This is a genomic window from Haloferax marinisediminis (assembly GCF_009674585.1).
GTDB classification, from domain to species: domain Archaea; phylum Halobacteriota; class Halobacteria; order Halobacteriales; family Haloferacaceae; genus Haloferax; species Haloferax marinisediminis.
Window position 1 is genome coordinate 1,993,377 of record NZ_WKJP01000001.1, and the last position, 18,041, is coordinate 2,011,417.

17 protein-coding genes are annotated in these 18,041 nt (G+C 62.2%); 11 read left to right on the plus strand and 6 right to left on the minus strand.

Going from position 1 to position 18,041, the window contains the following annotated elements:
• Positions 1 to 46 precede the first annotated feature (46 nt).
• The 11 genes from GJR98_RS10340 (at position 47) to dhaM (ending at position 10,338) form a co-directional block, all read left to right on the plus strand.
• Positions 47 to 490: a bifunctional nuclease family protein gene (locus GJR98_RS10340; RefSeq protein WP_151138072.1), complete on the plus strand. Its 444-nt coding sequence runs from the start codon at positions 47 to 49 to the stop codon at positions 488 to 490.
• A 56-nt stretch (positions 491 to 546) separates the two neighbouring features.
• Positions 547 to 1,032 (plus strand): acyl-CoA thioesterase, encoded by a 486-nt coding sequence (locus tag GJR98_RS10345; RefSeq protein ID WP_151138074.1) that lies wholly within the window; start codon positions 547 to 549, stop codon positions 1,030 to 1,032.
• A gap of 49 nt (positions 1,033 to 1,081) precedes the next feature.
• A complete protein-coding gene (locus GJR98_RS10350) occupies positions 1,082 to 1,537 on the plus strand; it encodes a hypothetical protein (protein ID WP_151138077.1) in 456 nt (151 codons plus the stop codon).
• Between the two features lie 232 nt (positions 1,538 to 1,769).
• Positions 1,770 to 3,209, plus strand: coding sequence for a DUF4397 domain-containing protein (locus GJR98_RS10355; protein ID WP_151138080.1), 1,440 nt, complete (start codon positions 1,770 to 1,772; stop codon positions 3,207 to 3,209).
• Positions 3,210 to 3,298: 89 nt separating this feature from the next.
• Complete coding sequence (locus GJR98_RS10360) at positions 3,299 to 3,577, plus strand: ArsR/SmtB family transcription factor (protein WP_151138082.1); 279 nt, start codon at positions 3,299 to 3,301, stop codon at positions 3,575 to 3,577.
• Between the two features lie 46 nt (positions 3,578 to 3,623).
• Positions 3,624 to 3,929, plus strand: a complete 306-nt coding sequence (locus GJR98_RS10365; RefSeq protein ID WP_151138085.1) for a hypothetical protein — start codon at positions 3,624 to 3,626, stop codon at positions 3,927 to 3,929.
• Positions 3,930 to 3,959: 30 nt separating this feature from the next.
• Positions 3,960 to 4,550: a hypothetical protein gene (locus GJR98_RS10370; RefSeq protein ID WP_151138087.1), complete on the plus strand. Its 591-nt coding sequence runs from the start codon at positions 3,960 to 3,962 to the stop codon at positions 4,548 to 4,550.
• Positions 4,551 to 4,939: 389 nt separating this feature from the next.
• Positions 4,940 to 8,071: an isoleucine--tRNA ligase gene (ileS, locus tag GJR98_RS10375; RefSeq protein ID WP_151138090.1), complete on the plus strand. Its 3,132-nt coding sequence runs from the start codon at positions 4,940 to 4,942 to the stop codon at positions 8,069 to 8,071.
• A 108-nt stretch (positions 8,072 to 8,179) separates the two neighbouring features.
• On the plus strand, positions 8,180 to 9,178 hold the full coding sequence (dhaK, locus tag GJR98_RS10380; RefSeq protein ID WP_151138092.1) for a dihydroxyacetone kinase subunit DhaK: 999 nt from the start codon (positions 8,180 to 8,182) through the stop codon (positions 9,176 to 9,178).
• A gap of 78 nt (positions 9,179 to 9,256) precedes the next feature.
• The gene (gene dhaL / locus GJR98_RS10385; protein WP_151138095.1) at positions 9,257 to 9,955 is read left to right on the plus strand and encodes a dihydroxyacetone kinase subunit DhaL; all 699 of its coding nucleotides are present in this window, start codon (positions 9,257 to 9,259) and stop codon (positions 9,953 to 9,955) included.
• Entirely contained in the window at positions 9,952 to 10,338 is a 387-nt protein-coding gene (dhaM, locus tag GJR98_RS10390; protein WP_151138097.1) for a dihydroxyacetone kinase phosphoryl donor subunit DhaM, read from the plus strand. Before dhaL ends, dhaM begins: the two co-directional genes overlap by 4 nt.
• Before the next feature lie 4 nt (positions 10,339 to 10,342).
• On the opposite strand, the gene ptsH1 is transcribed toward dhaM, so the two are convergent.
• The 6 genes from ptsH1 to glpA form a co-directional block, all read right to left on the minus strand.
• Positions 10,343 to 10,618: a phosphocarrier protein HPr gene (gene ptsH1, locus GJR98_RS10395; protein ID WP_151138100.1), complete on the minus strand. Its 276-nt coding sequence runs from the start codon at positions 10,616 to 10,618 to the stop codon at positions 10,343 to 10,345.
• 94 nt (positions 10,619 to 10,712) lie between these two features.
• The gene (locus GJR98_RS10400) at positions 10,713 to 11,789 is read right to left on the minus strand and encodes a hypothetical protein (protein WP_151138102.1); all 1,077 of its coding nucleotides are present in this window, start codon (positions 11,787 to 11,789) and stop codon (positions 10,713 to 10,715) included.
• On the minus strand, positions 11,790 to 13,328 hold the full coding sequence (gene glpK, locus GJR98_RS10405) for a glycerol kinase GlpK (protein WP_151138105.1): 1,539 nt from the start codon (positions 13,326 to 13,328) through the stop codon (positions 11,790 to 11,792). It lies immediately after the preceding gene.
• Between the two features lie 264 nt (positions 13,329 to 13,592).
• The gene (locus tag GJR98_RS10410) at positions 13,593 to 14,903 is read right to left on the minus strand and encodes an anaerobic glycerol-3-phosphate dehydrogenase subunit C (RefSeq protein WP_151138107.1); all 1,311 of its coding nucleotides are present in this window, start codon (positions 14,901 to 14,903) and stop codon (positions 13,593 to 13,595) included.
• Positions 14,900 to 16,168, minus strand: coding sequence for a glycerol-3-phosphate dehydrogenase subunit GlpB (gene glpB / locus GJR98_RS10415; RefSeq protein WP_151138110.1), 1,269 nt, complete (start codon positions 16,166 to 16,168; stop codon positions 14,900 to 14,902). The genes GJR98_RS10410 and glpB overlap by 4 nt, the downstream gene beginning before the upstream one ends.
• Positions 16,155 to 17,933: an anaerobic glycerol-3-phosphate dehydrogenase subunit GlpA gene (gene glpA, locus GJR98_RS10420; RefSeq protein ID WP_151138113.1), complete on the minus strand. Its 1,779-nt coding sequence runs from the start codon at positions 17,931 to 17,933 to the stop codon at positions 16,155 to 16,157. The genes glpB and glpA overlap by 14 nt, the downstream gene beginning before the upstream one ends.
• Positions 17,934 to 18,041: the final 108 nt, after the last annotated feature.

Genomic DNA, 18,041 nt, shown 5'->3' on the forward strand with positions numbered 1-18,041 from the left:
CAGTTAGTGGGGTAACTATTCGTACTCCCCGCAACTACTGAGTACCATGAAACACCGTGCCGTGGTCCGTGGTATCGGGGTCGGTGTCGGTGAGGACGGGTCGAACGTCCCTGCGGTTATCCTCGAGGCCCGCGACGAGTTCCTCCCGATTGTCATCACCTCGGACCAGGCCCAAGCAATCCAACTCGGTCTCACTGGCGAGCAGTTCGAGCGACCGTTGACGCACGATTTACTCGTCGAGATGGTGACGGAGTTCGGGGGAGCCATCGACAGCATCCGTATCGACGACATCTCGAACGGGACGTTCTACGCCAAAGTCGACGCCGAGCGCTACCAGCACGGTGAAGCCCAGACGTTCGTCTTCGACGCACGCCCGAGCGACGCGATCTCGCTCGCGATTCGCGTCGACTGCCCGATTCTCATCTCTGACCGTGTCCTCGACGCCGCAGGGCAACCTCCGGAGGCCTTCGACGCCGACTTCGACGAGTGACGCCGCCGGTCTCTCCGTCCTACGATTTCAAGCACCCTCGGTACGACGATTCTCGCATGAGCGAACGGACTGCCACCCTCGCAGAGTCGCAAACCGAGATGACCGAACTCCTTCTCCCGAACGACACCAACAACCTCGGACGCGCCCTCGGTGGCGTCGTACTCCACTGGATGGACATCTGCGGTGCGATTGCAGCGATGCGGTTTTGCAACCGCCAGTGCGTCACCGCCTCGATGGACCACGTCGACTTCATCGGTCCAATCGACCTCGGGGAAGTCGCAACCATGGACGCGTACGTGTTCAACGTCGGTCGCACGAGCATCGACGTGAAAGTCGACGTTCACGCGGAGAATCCGAAGACCGACGAGCGACGCAAGACGACCACGTCGTTCCTGACGTTCGTCGCGCTCGACGAGGACGGAACGCCGACGCCGGTTCCGCGCCTCGTCTGCGAGACTGACGAGGAAGAACAACTCCGTGCAGAGGCAGTCGCCGCCCGCGCCGACCAGTTGGAGTCCGTCATCGAACGGATGGAGCAGTAAGCTCTCGAATCGCCGAACCCTTATCCGGGAAGACGACGCACCCTCTTTCATGCTCGACGTGTCTGTTCCCGACCCGCCGTCTCTCCCGAAAGTCGACCCTAACCAGTACGAGGACGCGCAGGTGGCGGTCGACGCCGACTTCAAACGAACTGAACTCGAAGCGTTCCTGCACGAGGGCGCGTGGGCGGATGCGTTCGAGACGTGGGCCGCAGAGACGCCCGTGACCGAAGACCAGTGGCAGGTCGTCCTCGAACTCGACTTGCTCACGTACTTCGACTTCTTCTGGGACGACTTCGCCGACCGTGTCGGCTACCACGCGCCGGGAATCCCTGAAGACTGGAAGGAGCGACAGTTACACCCGAAACTGACCTCGTGGGGCCAAGTGTCGTCGATAAACGCTGGGCTCACCGAACTCGGTCAGGAAGTGTGCGACGTGCTCAAAGACGACTACATCGACTGGGAGTCGTCGTACGAAGCGCCGGACGACCTCCCGGACTTCGACTGAGCGCCGGAGGACCTTCGGGACACTGGTTTGCGACGGCAGAGACTCCGCTAGCTCTGCGGATGTACCGGCCGCCGCTGACCGGTGCGCGAGAGATATTTCCATCGTGGTGGAGCTGCAACGAACGCTGTCTCAGGGGCCACAGCGGGGCAGAAATCGGGGGACAACTGGCGGCATCAGGGTGAGATTTGGGAAAACCCTCATATCCTCAGTTTCGAACCCCTCTCTCGTCGCAATGACGAACATTAAGCGCCGCGACATGCTCCGAGGAGTCGGAGGTGTCGTTATCATCGGTGGACTGGCAGGATGCACAGGTGGAAACTCTGGTGGTGGAGACAGCACTGGAAACGAAACGACGACCGCGATGGACACGAACGAGACGACGTCGACGCCGACGCCGGAATCGGGAATGGCCATGGTCCGCGTTGCCCACCTCTCGCCTGACGCCCCCAATGTCGACGTATACGTCGATGGGTCGGTCGCCCTCTCGGACGTTCCGTTCGGTGCAGTGAGTGACTACCTCTCTGTACCCACCGGAACCCGCTCCGTGAAAGTCACGGCCGCCGGTGACGAATCGACTGTCGCCTTCGAGGGTGACGTCGAGGTCGAAGAAGCGACCTACACGGTCGCCGCCGTCGGCGAACTCGGTGAAGGAACGTTCCAGCCACTCATCCTGGAAGACGACGTGTCCATCCCGAGTGACGAGATGGCTCGGGTTCGTGTCGTCCACGCCTCGCCCGACGCCCCCGCAGTGGACATCACAACGGGTGGCCAGACCCTCTTCGACGGTGTCGAGTTCACCCAGTCCGGAACCGCAGAGGTCCCTGCTGACACGTACACCATCGAAGTACGGGGAGACACCGAGTCGAACGACGGTGACGCCGTCGCCGAGTTCGACGTCCAACTCGCCAGCGGGACAGTCTACACCATCTTCGCAGCTGGCTACCTCTCTCCGCCCGAGATGGACGAGGACGCCGAAGATGGCGAAGAGATGGTCGACAAGTCGTTCCGCCCAATCGTCACCATCGACGCCGGAGAGGGCGGCGGCGGCCTCTTAGATGTCTTCGTCCGCGCAGCACACCTCTCGCCTGACGCGCCCAACGTGGACGTGCTCGTCGACGGAACAGCAGTCCTCACGGACGTGCCGTTCGGTGCAGTGAGCGACTACCTCTCGCTCGCCGCTGGAATGTACCAGGTGACGATTCAGGCGACTGGAGACCCCGAAACCGTGGTCTTCGACGAAGAACTCGACCTCATGTCTGGCGCGTACACCGTCGCCGCCATCGGTGAACTCGCAGAGGGAGCAGCGAACCCCTTCGAAGTCGTCATTCTCGAAGACGACCGGTCGGCCCCCGCCGACGACATGGCCCGTATCCGTGTGTTCCACGCCTCGCCCGACGCGCCCGCTGTCGACGTGACGGTCAAATCGGCCGACCTCACGCTCGTCGACGGTGCCGCGTTCGGTGACACGGCGACCGTCGAAGTCGCCGCAGGCGAGTACACACTCGAAATCCGTGGCGACACCGAGTCGAACGACGGTGACGTCGTCGCTGAGTTCGACGTCGCCCCCGAAGGTGGTCGCGCGTACACCGCCATCGCTCAGGGCTACCTGGCACCCCCCGAAGACGCTTCGGACGACGTCGCCTTCGACCTTCAGGTCGTGGCCGACAACTAGGCCCTACGGCACTCTCTCCCCTCGTCTCGCCGTGTGAACCTCTCAACTGTCCGATGTACTTAGGTCGGTCTCTGACGTAATACGGTGAGATGGAGGGTGTCCTCTGGTACGTGCTCACTGGCACGCGCGGTGGTGCAAACCGAATCAGAATCCTCCGCGAACTCTCGGAACGCCCCCGGAACGCGAACCGGCTCGCGGAGGAGTTGCACCTCGACTACAAGACGGTTCGGCACCATCTCGACGTACTCGTCCAGAACGGCCTCCTCGAACACAGCGGAAATGGGTACGGCTCTGTGTACATCCCCTCGGGCCAGACCCGACAGCACTGGGATACGATCGAACAAATCATCGCACAAGTGAACGAATGAACCCCTCGACAGACAGTTTCACGATGCACCGTCACGAGCGGTTGCTATGAGCATCTGGGTGGATATCGCTCGGCTTTCCGTCGCAGTGAGCGCTGTCTTCCTCGTCGTCCTCCTCGGTATCTGGGGGCGAAACCTGCTCACGTTCCGCTCGAAACACGCACTCGGATTGGTCGTCTTCGGGTTCTTCTTGCTCGCCCAGAGCCTCTTTGCCCTCTACTACTACCTCGTCGACCCGACGCTGTCGGTCTGGTTCGCCACCGAAATGCCCGACATCGCGTGGCAGGTGTTGATGGGTATCCACGTCCTCCAGGCGGTCGCCCTCGGCGTCCTGCTGTGGGTGACGTGGGATTGATTTTTCGGGTACCAGTCTGAACCTCGCTTTATGCGTCGTCGTGCCCTCCTTACGAGCGCTGCTTCGGTTTCACTCGCCGCAACGACTGGCTGTCTCACCGACGCCCGACAGAGCGTGAGCGGACACATCTATCAGGACCACGGATTCGCCGACCTCCACGCCGCATCGAAGCAGTACGTCTGCGGGTCGTTTCCCGACGACTCTCCCGTCCGTGGGTGGCTGTTTCCCGACCCGCCGGACGACCAACGAGACGTACTGACCGAACAGGCCATGCAAGGCGAGTTGTCGAACGACCTCCTGTGGGCCGAGGGTGACTCGTTCGTGCTTCTCCTGGAAGTTCGGATGCCGCGTGAGCAAGCCGTCTTCTACAGCCCATCGGGACCGATTCGGTGGACTGGATGGAACAGTGCCGAGATTCCGATTCGACGCTCAGAGACATACTTCTCCGGCGACGACGATGCAGACGAACTCGTCTGTACCGCAATCGCGAAACTCGACGCAGAGAACGGCGGTGCGCCGACACGGGCGACACTCTTCATCCGCGACCAAGACACCGGGGAACAGTTCGGTCAGTACCGCATCCGTGAGTGGACAAACCGGTGTTCAGCCCCGTCAGAGTAGACGACTCCCGGAGTAAGCGTTATTGCCGATGCGACACTGCTCTCCTGTACGATGCGACGAGTCGTGCTGACTGCGACCCACTGCCCTGCGGTCCGTCAGTCGCCACACTCGCTCGTCGCCCAGTCCTCGATTATTGCGGGGCGCTAGCCTCGCACTTCATCTTTCACCTACCTTCCGCCTGAATCGTCTCTGAGCGCCCGCAGTACATCGTATGGCACGACACGCGCACCACATGCGACACACGCACCACACCCAACCGACGTATCGACCGCAGACCAACCCGCCTGCACAACGGATGCCTCCCTATGTCAGAGAGTGACACGACCGAACGCCCCGAGGACGCGGACGAGACCCGCCGTTTTGATATATATCCACGAGAAGGACGGGGTATGGAAGACATCGCAGACCAGTACACGCCGGCGGACGTCGAGTCCGTCGTCGGCGAGTACTGGGACGAGAACGACGCGTACGAGGCGACGAAGGAGGCACACGCCGACGACCCGTCGTTCTTCTTCGTCGACGGCCCGCCGTACACGTCCGGACAGATGCACCTCGGCACGGCGTGGAACAAGACGCTGAAGGACGCCGTCATCCGGCACAAGCGCATGACGGGACACCAGGTCACCGACCGTCCCGGCTACGACATGCACGGTCTCCCGATCGAGGTCAAAGTCGAAGAGGAACTCGGCTTCACCACGAAGCGCGACATCGAGGAGTTCGGCATGGAGGCGTTCATCCAGAAGTGCAAGGAGTTCGCCGTCCGCAACCGCGAGGCCATGGACGAGGACTTCCAGTCTATCGGCACGTGGATGGACTGGGACAACCCCTACGAGACGCTGTCTCCCGAGTACATGGAGGCCGCGTGGTGGGCGTTCTCGAACGTCGCCGACAACGGCCTCGTCGAACAGGGCAAGCGCAGCGTCAACTACTGTCCGCGCTGTCAGACTGCTATCGCCGCGAACGAAGTCGAGTACGACGAAATCACGTCGCCGTCCATCTACGTCAAGTTCCCCCTGAAGGGACGCGAGGGCAACCTCGTCATCTGGACGACGACGCCGTGGACCATCCCGGCGAACACGTTCGTCGCCGTCTCCGAGGAGATGACCTATCAGGCCGTCCGCGCCGAGAAAGACGGCGAGAGCGAAGTGCTCTACGTCGCCGAACCCTGCGTCGAAGGCGTCCTCAAGAAAGGTCGCTACGAGGACTACGAGGTCCTCGACGAACTCACCGGCGACGAGATGGTCGGCTGGGAGTACGACCACCCGCTCGCAGACGTTCTCGGTGAGTACGCCGACTTCGAGGGTGCCGGAGAGGTCTACACCGCCGACTACGTCGAAGCAGACCGCACGGGGCTCGTCCACTCCGCGCCCGGTCACGGTCAAGAGGACTTCGCCCGCGGGCAGGAACTCGGCCTCGACGTGTTCGTCCCCGTCGACGACAAAGGCGAGTTCACTGAGCAAGGCGGCGAGTACGAAGGTACCTTCGTCCGCGACGCCAACCCACAGGTCATCGAGGACCTCGACGAGCGCGGCTACCTGCTCCACGCCGGCGAGCACGACCACCGCTACGGTCACTGTTGGCGGTGTGACACGGACATCATCTTCCTCGCCACTGACCAGTGGTTCATCACGGTCACGGACATCAAAGACCAACTGCTGGACAACATCGAGGAGTCCGAGTGGCACCCGCAGTGGGCCCGCGACAACCGCTTCCGCGACTTCGTGAGCGACGCGCCCGACTGGAACATCTCTCGCCAGCGCTACTGGGGTATCCCGCTTCCCATCTGGGTCCCACAGGACCCCGACGCCGACGGCGCAAAAGAGATGATTGTCATCGGCACGCGCGATGAACTCGCAGAACGCGTCGACCAAGATATCGACGCCGAGACGGTGGACCTGCACCGTCCCTCTGTGGACCCCCTCACCATCACCGAAGACGGCGTAACCTACGAGCGCGTCCCCGACGTGTTCGACGTTTGGATCGACTCCTCTGTCGCCACGTGGGGCACGCTCGACTTCCCCGGCGAGACCGAGGCCTACGACGAACTGTGGCCCGCCGACCTCATCATCGAGGCGCACGACCAGACCCGTGGCTGGTTCTGGTCGCAACTCGGTATGGGAACCGCCGCAACCGGTGAATCTCCGTACAAGGAGGTCATCATGCACGGGTTCGCCAACGACAAGGACGGCCGCAAGATGTCGAAGTCCGTCGGCAACATCGTCACGCCGGAAGAGGCCATCGAGCGCGCCGGCCGCGACCCACTTCGTGCATACCTGCTCTCGCACGACCAGCAGGGTGTCGACCTCTCGTTCGAGTGGGACGGCCTCGTGGACACGCAGTCGACGCTCAACATCTTCTGGAACGTCTTCCGCTTCCCACTGCCGTACATGGAACTCGACGGCTACGACCCCGCCGAGGCCGACCTCTCGGAGGGTGAACTCACCGTCGTCGACGAGTGGGTGCTCTCGCGTCTCCAGACTGTCAAGGCAGAGATGCACGAGGCGTGGGACGACTACGAAGTCCACACTGCACTGAACACGCTTCTGGACTTCATCACGCAAGACGTCTCGCGCTTCTACGTGAAGGCAATCCGCGAACGCATGTGGGACGAAGAGGAGTCCGACTCCAAACTCGGCGCGTACGCCACGCTCTCGACGGTGCTGGCCGAGTCCATCCGCCTCATCGCACCCTACACGCCGTACATGGCCGAGCGCATGTACCAGCGTCTCGACGGCAGCGAGACGACGGTCCACATGCTCTCGTACCCGACCGTGGACGAGGACCTCCGCAACGAGGACCTCGAAACCAACATGGCGGTCCTCCGTGACGTCGAAGAGGCCGCGGCCCACGCCCGACAACTGGGTGGCCGCAAACTCCGCTGGCCCGTCTCGCGCATCGTCGTCGAATCCGACGACGAAGAGGTTGCCGAGGCAGTCGACGCGCTCTCGGACCTGCTCTCCGAGCGTGTGAACACCCGCTCGGTGCAGGTCGTCGAGGTGTTCGACGAACTCGTCGAGACGGCCGAACCCCAGATGAGCGTCATCGGGCCGGAGTTCGGTGCCGACGCGCAGAAGATTATGAACGCCGTCGAAGGCCTCACCCGCGCCGAAGTCGAAGCAGGCGTCGACGTCGACGGTGAGACGTACGAACTCACCGACGAGATGGTATCCTACGTCAAAGAGCCGCCGGAGAACGTCGCCAGCGCCGAGTTCGAGGGTGGCTCTGTCTACGTCGACACCACCCTCTCGGACGACATCGAATCCGAGGGCTACTCCCGCGACGTCATCCGCCGTATCCAGGAGATGCGCAAGCAGCTCGACCTCGACGTCGAAGAAGAAATCGACGTGGGCGTCGTCGTCGAAGACGACCGCGTCGCTGGATTCGTCGAAGAGAACGTCGACCTCATCGCCGAAGAGGTCCGCGCCCGCGAGTTCGAACTCGGGAGCGCCGAAGGCGACACCGTCGAAGACTGGGACGTCGAAGACGTGTCTGTGACCATCGCAGTCACCCGACTCGACTGAACGGCCAGTCGCATCGGTTTCACCGTCAAATTTTTGCTCGTTCCCACGCGCACAGCCTTCAGCTTGACTAACACTTTTGGTCGAATCACACGTGTGGTATGATGACGTATGAAGAAACTCATCAACGAACCCGGAGCGGTCGTAGACGAGATGCTCGATGGAATGGTCGCAGCGCACCCCGAACTGCGCCGACTCGACGGCACGAACGTCCTCGTACGCGGTGACGCGCCGGTCGACGGAAAAGTCGCAATCGTCTCTGGTGGCGGGTCCGGACACGAACCCACACACGCTGGCTATCTCGGTGAAGGGATGCTCGACGGTGCCGCCGCAGGTGAGGTGTTCACATCCCCGACCGCCGACCAGCTGAACGAGATGATTCAGGCGACAGACTCGGGCGCGGGCGTCCTCTGTGTCGTCAAGAACTACGAAGGCGACGTGATGAACTTCGACACCGCCGCGGAGATGGCGGGGATGGAAGGCATCGACGTCGAGCAAGTCGTCGTCAACGACGACGTGGCCGTCGAAGACTCGCTGTACACCTCGGGTCGCCGCGGTGTCGCAGGCACCATCTTCGTCCACAAGTGCGCCGGCGCGAAAGCGGCCCAAGGCGCAGACCTCGGCGAGGTCAAAGCAGTCGCCGAGAAAGTTATCGACAACGTCCGTACGATGGGGATGGCGCTCACCTCGTGTGTCACACCCGAGAAAGGCGAGCCCACGTTCGACCTCGGCGAAGACGAAATCGAACTCGGCATCGGTATCCACGGCGAACCGGGAACCGAACGCGCCGACATCATGAGCGCCGACGAGATAACCGAACACCTGACCGAGAACGTCCTCGACGACTTGGACCTCGACGAGGGTGAAGAAGTCGTCACGATGGTCAACGGCATGGGCGGGACGCCACTGATGGAACTCTACGTCGTCAACCGCAAACTCCAGTCCATCCTCGGCGACCACGGTGTCGAGACGTGGGACGCGTGGGTCGGCGACTACATGACGTCGCTCGACATGATGGGCTGTTCCATCACGGTCCTTCGCGTCGACGACGAACTGAAAGAACTGCTCGGTGCGCCGGCAGAGACTCCCGCACTCACCGTCTCCGAGTAATCCAGACCGATTCGTTTTTTCGCGGCAGAACGTTCCACCGGGGCAAGGGATTAACGACCTGCGTGCGAATGGCTGTCTATGGCTGACGTCGATACACAGCGAGAAGCGGTGCTAGATGCCCTCGACAACGTCGCGGCGCGACTCTCAGAGGAAAAGTCGTATCTCACCGACCTCGACTCTGCAATCGGTGACGCAGACCACGGCGCGAACATGCAACGCGGGTTCAGTAAAGCAGCCGAAAAACGCGACGACTTCGCCGAGATGGACCCCGACGAAGTCGTCAAGAACGTCGGGACGACGCTCATCTCGAACGTCGGCGGTGCGTCTGGCCCGCTGTACGGCGGGTCGATAATGTTCGCCAGTCAGGAACTCGAAGGTGGCATCACCGCCGAAACCTCGGTCGCGTTCGCCGAGGCGTATCTGGACAAGGTGAAAGACCGAGGCGGCGCGCAGGTCGGGTCGAAGACGATGGTCGACGCGCTGGTTCCGGCAGTCCACACCTACAAGAAATCTATCGAACAGGACGACCTGCCACCGCTGGAGGCGTTGGCGAAGGCGGTCGATGCCGCAGAGCGCGGCGTCGAATTCACCACGCCCATCAAGGCGCTGAAGGGGCGCGCGTCGTTCCTCGACTGGCGCTCTGTCGGACACCAGGACCCCGGTGCGACGAGCACCCTGTTCATCATGGAAGAACTGCTGGCGACGGCCGAAGCGTACCTCGACGGTGACGTCGAGCGAGACGCCCGCGCGGAAGACGCAGTACGGAGAGACGAATGATTGGGCTCGTCGTCGTCTCACACAGCGGCAAAGCGGCAGAAGGAATCGCCGAGGTGGCCGCACAGATGGGGGGCGGAAAGGCCAGAATCGTCCCTGCTGGCGGTGAAGACGGAGGCATCGGAACGTCTCCCGACCGAATCCGTGAGGGTATCGAGGAAGCCGACGACGGCGACGGCGTCGTCGTCCTCGTCGACCTCGGAAGCGCCGTCATGAACACAGAACTCGCCATCGAGATGGCGACTGACGTGAACGCGACGATTGCCGACGCGCCACTTCTCGAAGGAACGCTCAACGCTGCGGTGGAGACCACCAGCAAGAAAGCGACACTCCAGTCCGTCGTCGAGCGTGCTGAAGAGGCGCGTGACTACCGAAAACTGAACTGAGGACTTATGCCTCGTCGCCCGATTCGGGCGTCGAGAGTACTTCTTCGAGCGCGTCGAGTGCAGCTTCGGCGTCGTCGCCGTCCGCGACGAGACGGACCTCTTCGCCGTGAGAGACGTTGAGTCCAGTTACTGCGAGCATACTCGCAGCAGAGACGAGTGCGTCGTCTTCGGTGCGGCCGACCTGTATCTCGGCATCGAAGGAGTTGGCGGTCTCGACGAACTGGGATGCGGGGCGTGCGTGGAGGCCGTCTTCGGGGACGACGGTGACGATTCGTTCCATACGTTCCGCTACCGACTGCGTCGCGTTATCACTGGCGGTTGCGGAACATCGTGTCGAAAAAATCGAAGTGAGTTGTGTGTGTTCGTGACGTGCGTTACATTCCGAGCGTGGCGACCCACGACGAACTCGGGAAGATTCCTGCGATGGCGAGCATCGCGATGAGGAACGTCCCGAAGACGATTGCAGCTGCCGGTGGGTCCCAGTGGGTGCTCCCGTGGGAGTAGAAGACACGCTGGAACGCCTCACCGAAGAGGCCACAGATGACACCGAAGATGGCGCCGATGATGAGGGCAACCACGCCGAGTTCAGCTGCACCGGACGTCCACGCGAGCGCTGCCGTCGAAGCGGGCAGCGCCATGTGGTGGGTGACAGGGATGCGCTCGACGCCGAGGTTCAGGAAGAAGAGCGTCGCAGCCGAGATACCGAATGCGAGGAATGCACTCCCGGTTGCGAGTGCGATGTACGCCGCCACGATACCGACGACGGCACTGATGGCTGCCACTTCGCCCCACTTGTACATGTTCGGGAGCCACGGTTCGACTGCCAGTAGGTCTTCGTCGTCGCCACCGTCGGTGACTGCTTGTCCACCGGCAGCTGCTTCACCGCGAGTCTCGCCGCGTTCGAACGGCGTCATGTCGAAGAGTCCGTCTCCGTAGACCTTCCCGATGATGTCGTAGCCGAAGACGACACGGTGGAGGAGCGCAGAGAGCGTCACACCCATCGCGATGTGGTCGTACGGCATGCTGAACGATGCCGAGAGGACGGTCAGCCAGTAGCCGATGATACCGAAGATACCACCGACGGCGAGCACGTCGGGCTTAGACCCGAGTGCGAAGCCGATGTCCTTGGCCTTGTGGTAGTCGAACCCGCTGTCGATGTAGCCGCGGTTGGCCGCGTAGGCTGCAGCAGCCGCACCGCCAGCGAAACTAATTGCTGGCGAGAACGGGACACCGAAGGCGACTGCCCCGGTGATGCCGACAGAGCCGAGTGCGTTCGGGTCGGCATCGATGACGTTGCCGAGGGATCTGCTTGCGAGGTTGGCTGCCTCGCCGGCGATGACCATGAACCCCGTGAAGATGAACACGGGAAGCGCACCGATTGCGGCACCGAATGCGCCGCCAGCGAAGGCGGCGATAATCATTTCGAGTGCCCACAGGTCGCTTAGTGCCATCTATTCCTCACCATCTCGTGCCCAGTCGAGGGAGCGCTCGACTGCTTCTTTCCAGCGTCCGTAGCGGTGTTCGACGTTCTGCGGGTTCGACGGGTTGAACTCGCGGTCGACCTGCCAGTTGTCGCGGAGCTCGTCGAGCGTCTCCCAGTAGCCGACGGCGAGGCCAGCGGCGTATGCAGCGCCGAGTGCCGTCGTCTCGTCGACTTCGGGGCGGACGATTTCCGTGTCGAGGATGTTCGACTGGAGCTGGCAGAGGAAGTTGTTCTTGACTGCGCCACCGTCGACGCGAAGGCTCGAGAGGTCGATGTCGCTGTCTTCGACCATCGCTTCGGCGACGTCGCGCGTCTGGAACGCGATGGATTCGAGCGTCGCGCGAACGATGTGCTCGCGGCGGGTGCCACGAGTCATGCCGACGATGGTCCCGCGGGCGCGCTGGTCCCAGTGCGGGGCACCGAGGCCAGCGAACGCCGGGACGAAGTAGACGCCGTCCGTCGAATCGACGGAGCGAGCGAGCTTTTCGGACTCTGCAGCGTCCTCGATGAGGGTCATGTCTTCGAGCCACTCGATTGCGGCACCCGTGATGAAGATGGAGCCTTCGAGGGCGTACTGGACGGGTTCACCGGAGCGCTGGAAGCCGACGGTGGTGAGGAGGCCGTGTTCGGACATGACTGCCTCATCGCCGGTGTTCATCAGCATGAACGAACCGGTGCCGTAGGTGTTCTTCGCGTCACCGGCGTCGAAACAGGTCTGACCGAACAGTGCTGCCTGCTGGTCACCGAGTGCACCCGCAACGGGGATTTCGGCGCCGAGGAAGCCGTCGGCGTCGGTCGAACCGTAGTGGTCGTCGTCGGACGACGGGCGGACTTCTGGGACCATCTCCCGCGGGACGTTGAACTCGTCGAGGAGTTCGTCGTCCCACTCCATGTCGTGGATATTGAACAACATGGTACGGGAGGCGTTCGTGACGTCCGTGATGTGGTTCCCCGTCAGTTTGTAGATGAGCCACGTGTCGATGGTACCGAACGCGAGTTCGCCTTCTTCGGCGCGCTCGCGTACGTCTGCGGGACGAGAGCGCTGCAGTTTGATGGGGTCGGAGTTGTCGAGGAGCCACTCCGCTTTCGTCGCAGAGAAGTACGCGTCAGGTTCGAGACCCGTCTTCTGCTGGACGTCGTCTTTCTTCCCTTCTTCCTCGAGCGTCTCGATTCGGTCCGTCGTTCGTCGGTCCTGCCAGACGATGGCGTTGTGAATCGGCTGACCTGTCTCACGGTCCCAGACGACTGTCGTCTCGCGCTGGTTCGTGATACCGATTGCTTCCAGTTGCTCTGGCTCGAGAAGCGCATCTTCGAGCGCCGCGTTGATGACTTTCTTCGTGTTCTCCCAGATCTCGTTGGCGTCGTGTTCGACCCAACCAGGCTCGGGGTAAATCTGTTCGTGCTTTTCGTACGCGTTTGCGACCACTTTCCCGTCGTGGTCGAAAACCATAAACCGTGTACCAGTGGTGCCCTGGTCGATGGCACCGACGTAAGTTTCTCCTGACATAGCTAACCAACCTCGATTCGAACTCTCTCTCTGAGAGTTCGACCATTACAAACAATGTACAAATAATATGATAAATGTTTCTTTACTCCCGAGTTCCTACCGGTGATACAGTATTCTCCCGAATGCTGGGCTTAGACGGCGAGTAGACGTCATATTATTTCGTACGACTACCTACAACGAGCGATATTCGCGTGTGACTACGTGACTGAGAAACGTGTGCGGGGCCGGGGTGCGCGTGACACCGAGTGGGGTGTCACGAGTGTCTTAGACCAGTGCTTCTTCGAGGAGTTGCAGTGGGTGTTTGATGTCGTAGCCAGTGCCGTGTTCCATCTGCATGGAGCAGGTGGGACATTCGGTCATGCCGACGTTGCCCTCGGCGTGTTCCATGTGGTCGAACATGTCCGCTCCGATCTGCATCGACTTGTCGTACTTCTCTTCTTTCCACCCGTAGGTGCCAGAGATTCCGGAACAGGAGTCGCCGACGTCCTCGATGTCGACACCGTCGAGTTCACGGAACAGTTCCACTGCCTGCCGGTCGAGTCCCTGATTTCGACCGTGACACGGCGCGTGGTAGGCGAACGACTGGTCGGAGACGGACGCCTCTCGAATCTCACCTTCGAGGTCTTCGTGGATACGGAGGTATTCGAGCGCCTCGTAGGTGTGTTCGGAGAGGTCGTTGATGCCGTCGATGTCGAACAGTTCTGGGTACTCCTGTCGGAGCGACATCGAGCAAGAGGTACACGACGCGATGATGTCGTACCCCTCAGGGATGAGTCCAGAGAAGTTCTCGACGTTGATGCCGGCGGCGCGTTTCGCGTCGTCCAGCATCCCGTTTGCGAACATCGGCGTCCCGGAACATCGCTGCTTGGGGACGACGACTTCGTAGCCGAACGACTCGAAGACGCGAACCATCGCCTTGCCGACCTCGGGCGTGTTGTAGTTGGAGTAACACCCGTGGAAGTAGGCGACTCGCTTGTCTTCGGAGCGAACCTGCGGGCCGCCGCGCTCGTTCCACCACTCGCGGAACGTCTGGGTGGCGAACTCGGGGAAGTCGCGTTCGGCCGTGATGCCGAGGACTTTCTCGTTGATTTTCTGGACGACACTGTTCCCCATCATCGTGTTCGTCAGACGGGGGAACATGCTACCCAGCTGGGCGAGCGTCCCGTAGTTTGCGAGGATGCGGTTGCGGATGTACTCGCGGGAGAGTTTGTCCATCTCCTCGTCGACGTACTCACCACGGGCCGTGTTGTGCATCTGGCTGAGCGGCACGCCCGACGGGCAGGCGTCGTCACAGCGCATGCAGTTCGAACACGACATGATGGAGTCGTCGACGGCGGCGTCGTCTTTGCGCTTGAGACGCCACTGTTCTGGGCCCTGGAACTTCGGCCCGGGGAACTCGTCGTCGACTTCGGCGACCGGACAGGACACGTCACAGGCAGTGCACTTGTAACAGTGGTCCGCGCCGGGACGGAGGTCCATGTCGGTGCTCTCTGGGAACACTTCGACGGCTTCGAAGTCGTCTGTCTGTGCGTCTGGGGCCAGTGTCGGATTCGTCGGTGACTCTGCGTCGCTCATTGGGAAGCCTCCTCGCCCGCGAGTCGGCCAGCGACGGCGCCCGTCGCCAGCGAGACGCCGCTCGCGGATTTTTCACGTGCCACGTCGGCGCCGCCGACGACGCCACCCGCCGCACGCAGGTTTTCGAAGTGTGGTTCGCCGTCTTCGGCGGTCGGTCGGAGTTCGTCGTCGGGGACGACGCCGAAGCGAGCGAACGCGTGGTTGCCGAACGCTTCGGGGTCGGACCACTCGTAGCGGTCTTCGGGGTGTGGGACGTAACAGTCGAACACGGGTTCGGTGACGTGTTCTCGGTCCGAATCGAGTCCCTTGCCGACGAGACCACCCGTCGCGAGGACGATTTGGTCGGCCTCGTACGGCGTCATTCGACTCTTCTGGTCGACGAGAACCGTCTCGATACGGCCATCTGCTGCCTCGAAGTCGACTGCCGGGTTCCCCGACGAGATGCGGACGCCCGCTTCGTCGAGTGCGTCGAACAGCATATCTTCGAGTTTGAGGCCGAGGAGACTCGGCGGCCCAGTCGGAACTTCGAAGACGGGCACGCCGAGTCGGTCTGCGAGTTCGTCGCGGACGTCTTCGTCGTGGTCGTCTCCGAGCATCGCCGGGAATCCGACGCGTGTCTCGCCGTCTAACTCGGCGGCGACGGCGTCTGCCAGGACAGACCGGACGGTCCCACCAGCGACCGATTCGTCGCGGTCGAGCGCTTTTGCGAACCGCGTAACCTTCGCATCGGAGCGGAACGACTTGGGGAACCCAACTGTGACTCCTCGGACGTCGAAGGGGACGCCAGCGGCCGTGAGATGGTCGGCCGCGACGGGCGCGTCGAAGTCTGTGAGTCCTTCGAACCCGACGAGGAGCATGTCTCCAGACGAACTCGTGAGACCGGGTGCGACTGACTCGGGGTAGCGAGCAGTCGGTTTCATGGTGCCGCCGTGGGTCATGACGAGCGCGTTCGCGTCCGTGTGACCGCCCTGATAGGCGTCGCCAACCGCTTCGTCGAAGATGCGGAGTCCCTCGCGGATACCGTCTTCGCCGGCGATGTGGTACGGATGGTCCTCGGGAAGCGAGTCGAGTCCCGCGTACGGGTCGGAGAACGGCCCGTCGCCATCGACGTATCCGAGCACGTCGACGAGGCCGCTCGCCTGCCGAAGCGTGCTCTTTTTGTGTGCGAGCAGGCGAACTCGTGCGCCAGTCTCTGCGGCCGAGAGTGCGGCCGTACAGGCAGCGATACCACCACCGATGACGAGTACGTCGTCAGTTATCGCCATTGGAACCTCCCGTCGTTCTGGTGTCGTCCTGCGGTGTCTGTCCGCCGTCGGCGACAGCGTCGGATGTCGTTCCCGACGTGCTCCCTCCTTCGGAGGGACTGCCACTGTCGAAGGCCCCGAAGTCGACATCGGTGTCCACCGTGGCGGGGTCTTCGTCGCGGTTCATCGTCGTGGCGTGAAGCATGTGCTTGAGCGCCGCCTGTGAGAGTTGCTCGCCCCACATGGCGTGGCGTTCACCCTTCCAGCGCTCTTGGTACAGGTCGTCGAGCGATGCGCGGACGGTCGCTTCGTCGTACTCGGGGGCGAGTTCGTTCGCCATCCGGTGACAGCACATCGCGCCCTGACAGTTCCCCATCGAGGCGCGCGTCTGGATGCGGACCGAGTTGAGGTCCGTCCCAGCGCTCTTCAGTGAGTCCTGTATCTCGGCGCGGGTGACGGCTTCACACTCGCACACGACTGGATTCGTGTCGAGACTGTTCAGGACCTCGTCGGCACGAGAACCGAGTCGCTGGACCGACCGGCGACCGATGGGCGAGCGGAGGTTGAAGTCGTCCATGTAGTCGCGGAGGACGGAGAAGTCCTCGCTCCCCGGCAGCGGTTCGTCTGCGGTACGGCACTCGGCGTCGACGTCGAGTTTCTCGCAGACGTGGTCCGAAATCTTCTCGGCCATCATGCGGTAGGTCGTGAGTTTCCCACCGACGATGCTCGTCATGCCGGGTAGCTCGTCGCGCGACTCGTGGTCGAGGAGGAAGAACTCGCGCGTGATGTCGGTCGGGTCTTCCGTCCCAGTTCCCGGCGGTTCGTACAGTGGGCGGACGCCCCAGAACGAGCGAATCGTCCGTGCGTCTTTGAGCATCGGAACGAGTTCAGAGAGCGTGTCTATCATCAGGTCGACCTCCCACCCCTCTTCGGGGTAGTCTTCGGGGTCTTCGACCTCTTCGTCGGTCGTTCCGAGGATACACGTCGTCTCGTGGGGGACGATGATGTCAGCGTCTCCCTTCGGCCGACAGCGGTTGACGACGGTGTCGACCTGCCGGGTGTTCATGATGGTCATGACACCCTTCGACGGTCGGACTTCGACGTCGACGCCGGCGAGGTCGCCAATCTGTCCCGCCCACGCGCCAGTTGCGTTGACGACGTAGTCGGCGCGAATCTCTTCGACCTCTCCGGGGTTTCCGTGAACGTACGGTCCGGACCCCGTCTTGTGTGTCACTTCGACGCCGACGACTTCGCCGTCTTCGATGAGGACGTCTGTGACCTCGGAGTGCGTCTCGATACGCGCACCGTGTTCGATGGCACTCGCAGCGTTCGCCACGCAGAGTCGGAACGGGTCGATGGCACCGTCCGGGACTTTGATTGCTCGTTTGATGTCCTTTGCAAGGTACGGTTCTACCTCGCGGGCCTCTTCGGCTGAGAGGACTTCCGCAGGGATGCCACACTCGCGGCATCCTTCGAGTTTTTTCTCGAAGTACTCGTCGTCGTCTTCCGGGCGCTGGACGAACAGTCCACCCGTCATCTCGACACAGTGTCCCGCGATTCGTCGGAGGACGCGGTTTTCTACGATGCACTCCTTCGCAGATGGCTGGTCAGAGACCGCGTACCGACCGCCACTGTGGAGTAGGCCGTGCATCCGCCCCGTCGTCCCGTGTGTGAGGTTCCCCTTCTCGACGAGGGTCACGTCAAGTCCACGCATCGCGAGGTCACGCGCGATACCTGTTCCAGTTGACCCCCCGCCAATGACGAGGACGCTCGGCGATTTGTTCATTCGTCTTTGGAGAAGTAGGACCGCCAGCACTTTATTTTACCTTCACTGGATTCACGTTCGGTTTGTCTCAGTGTTTGGATTGATGTTCGGTGACACTACCGATGTCTC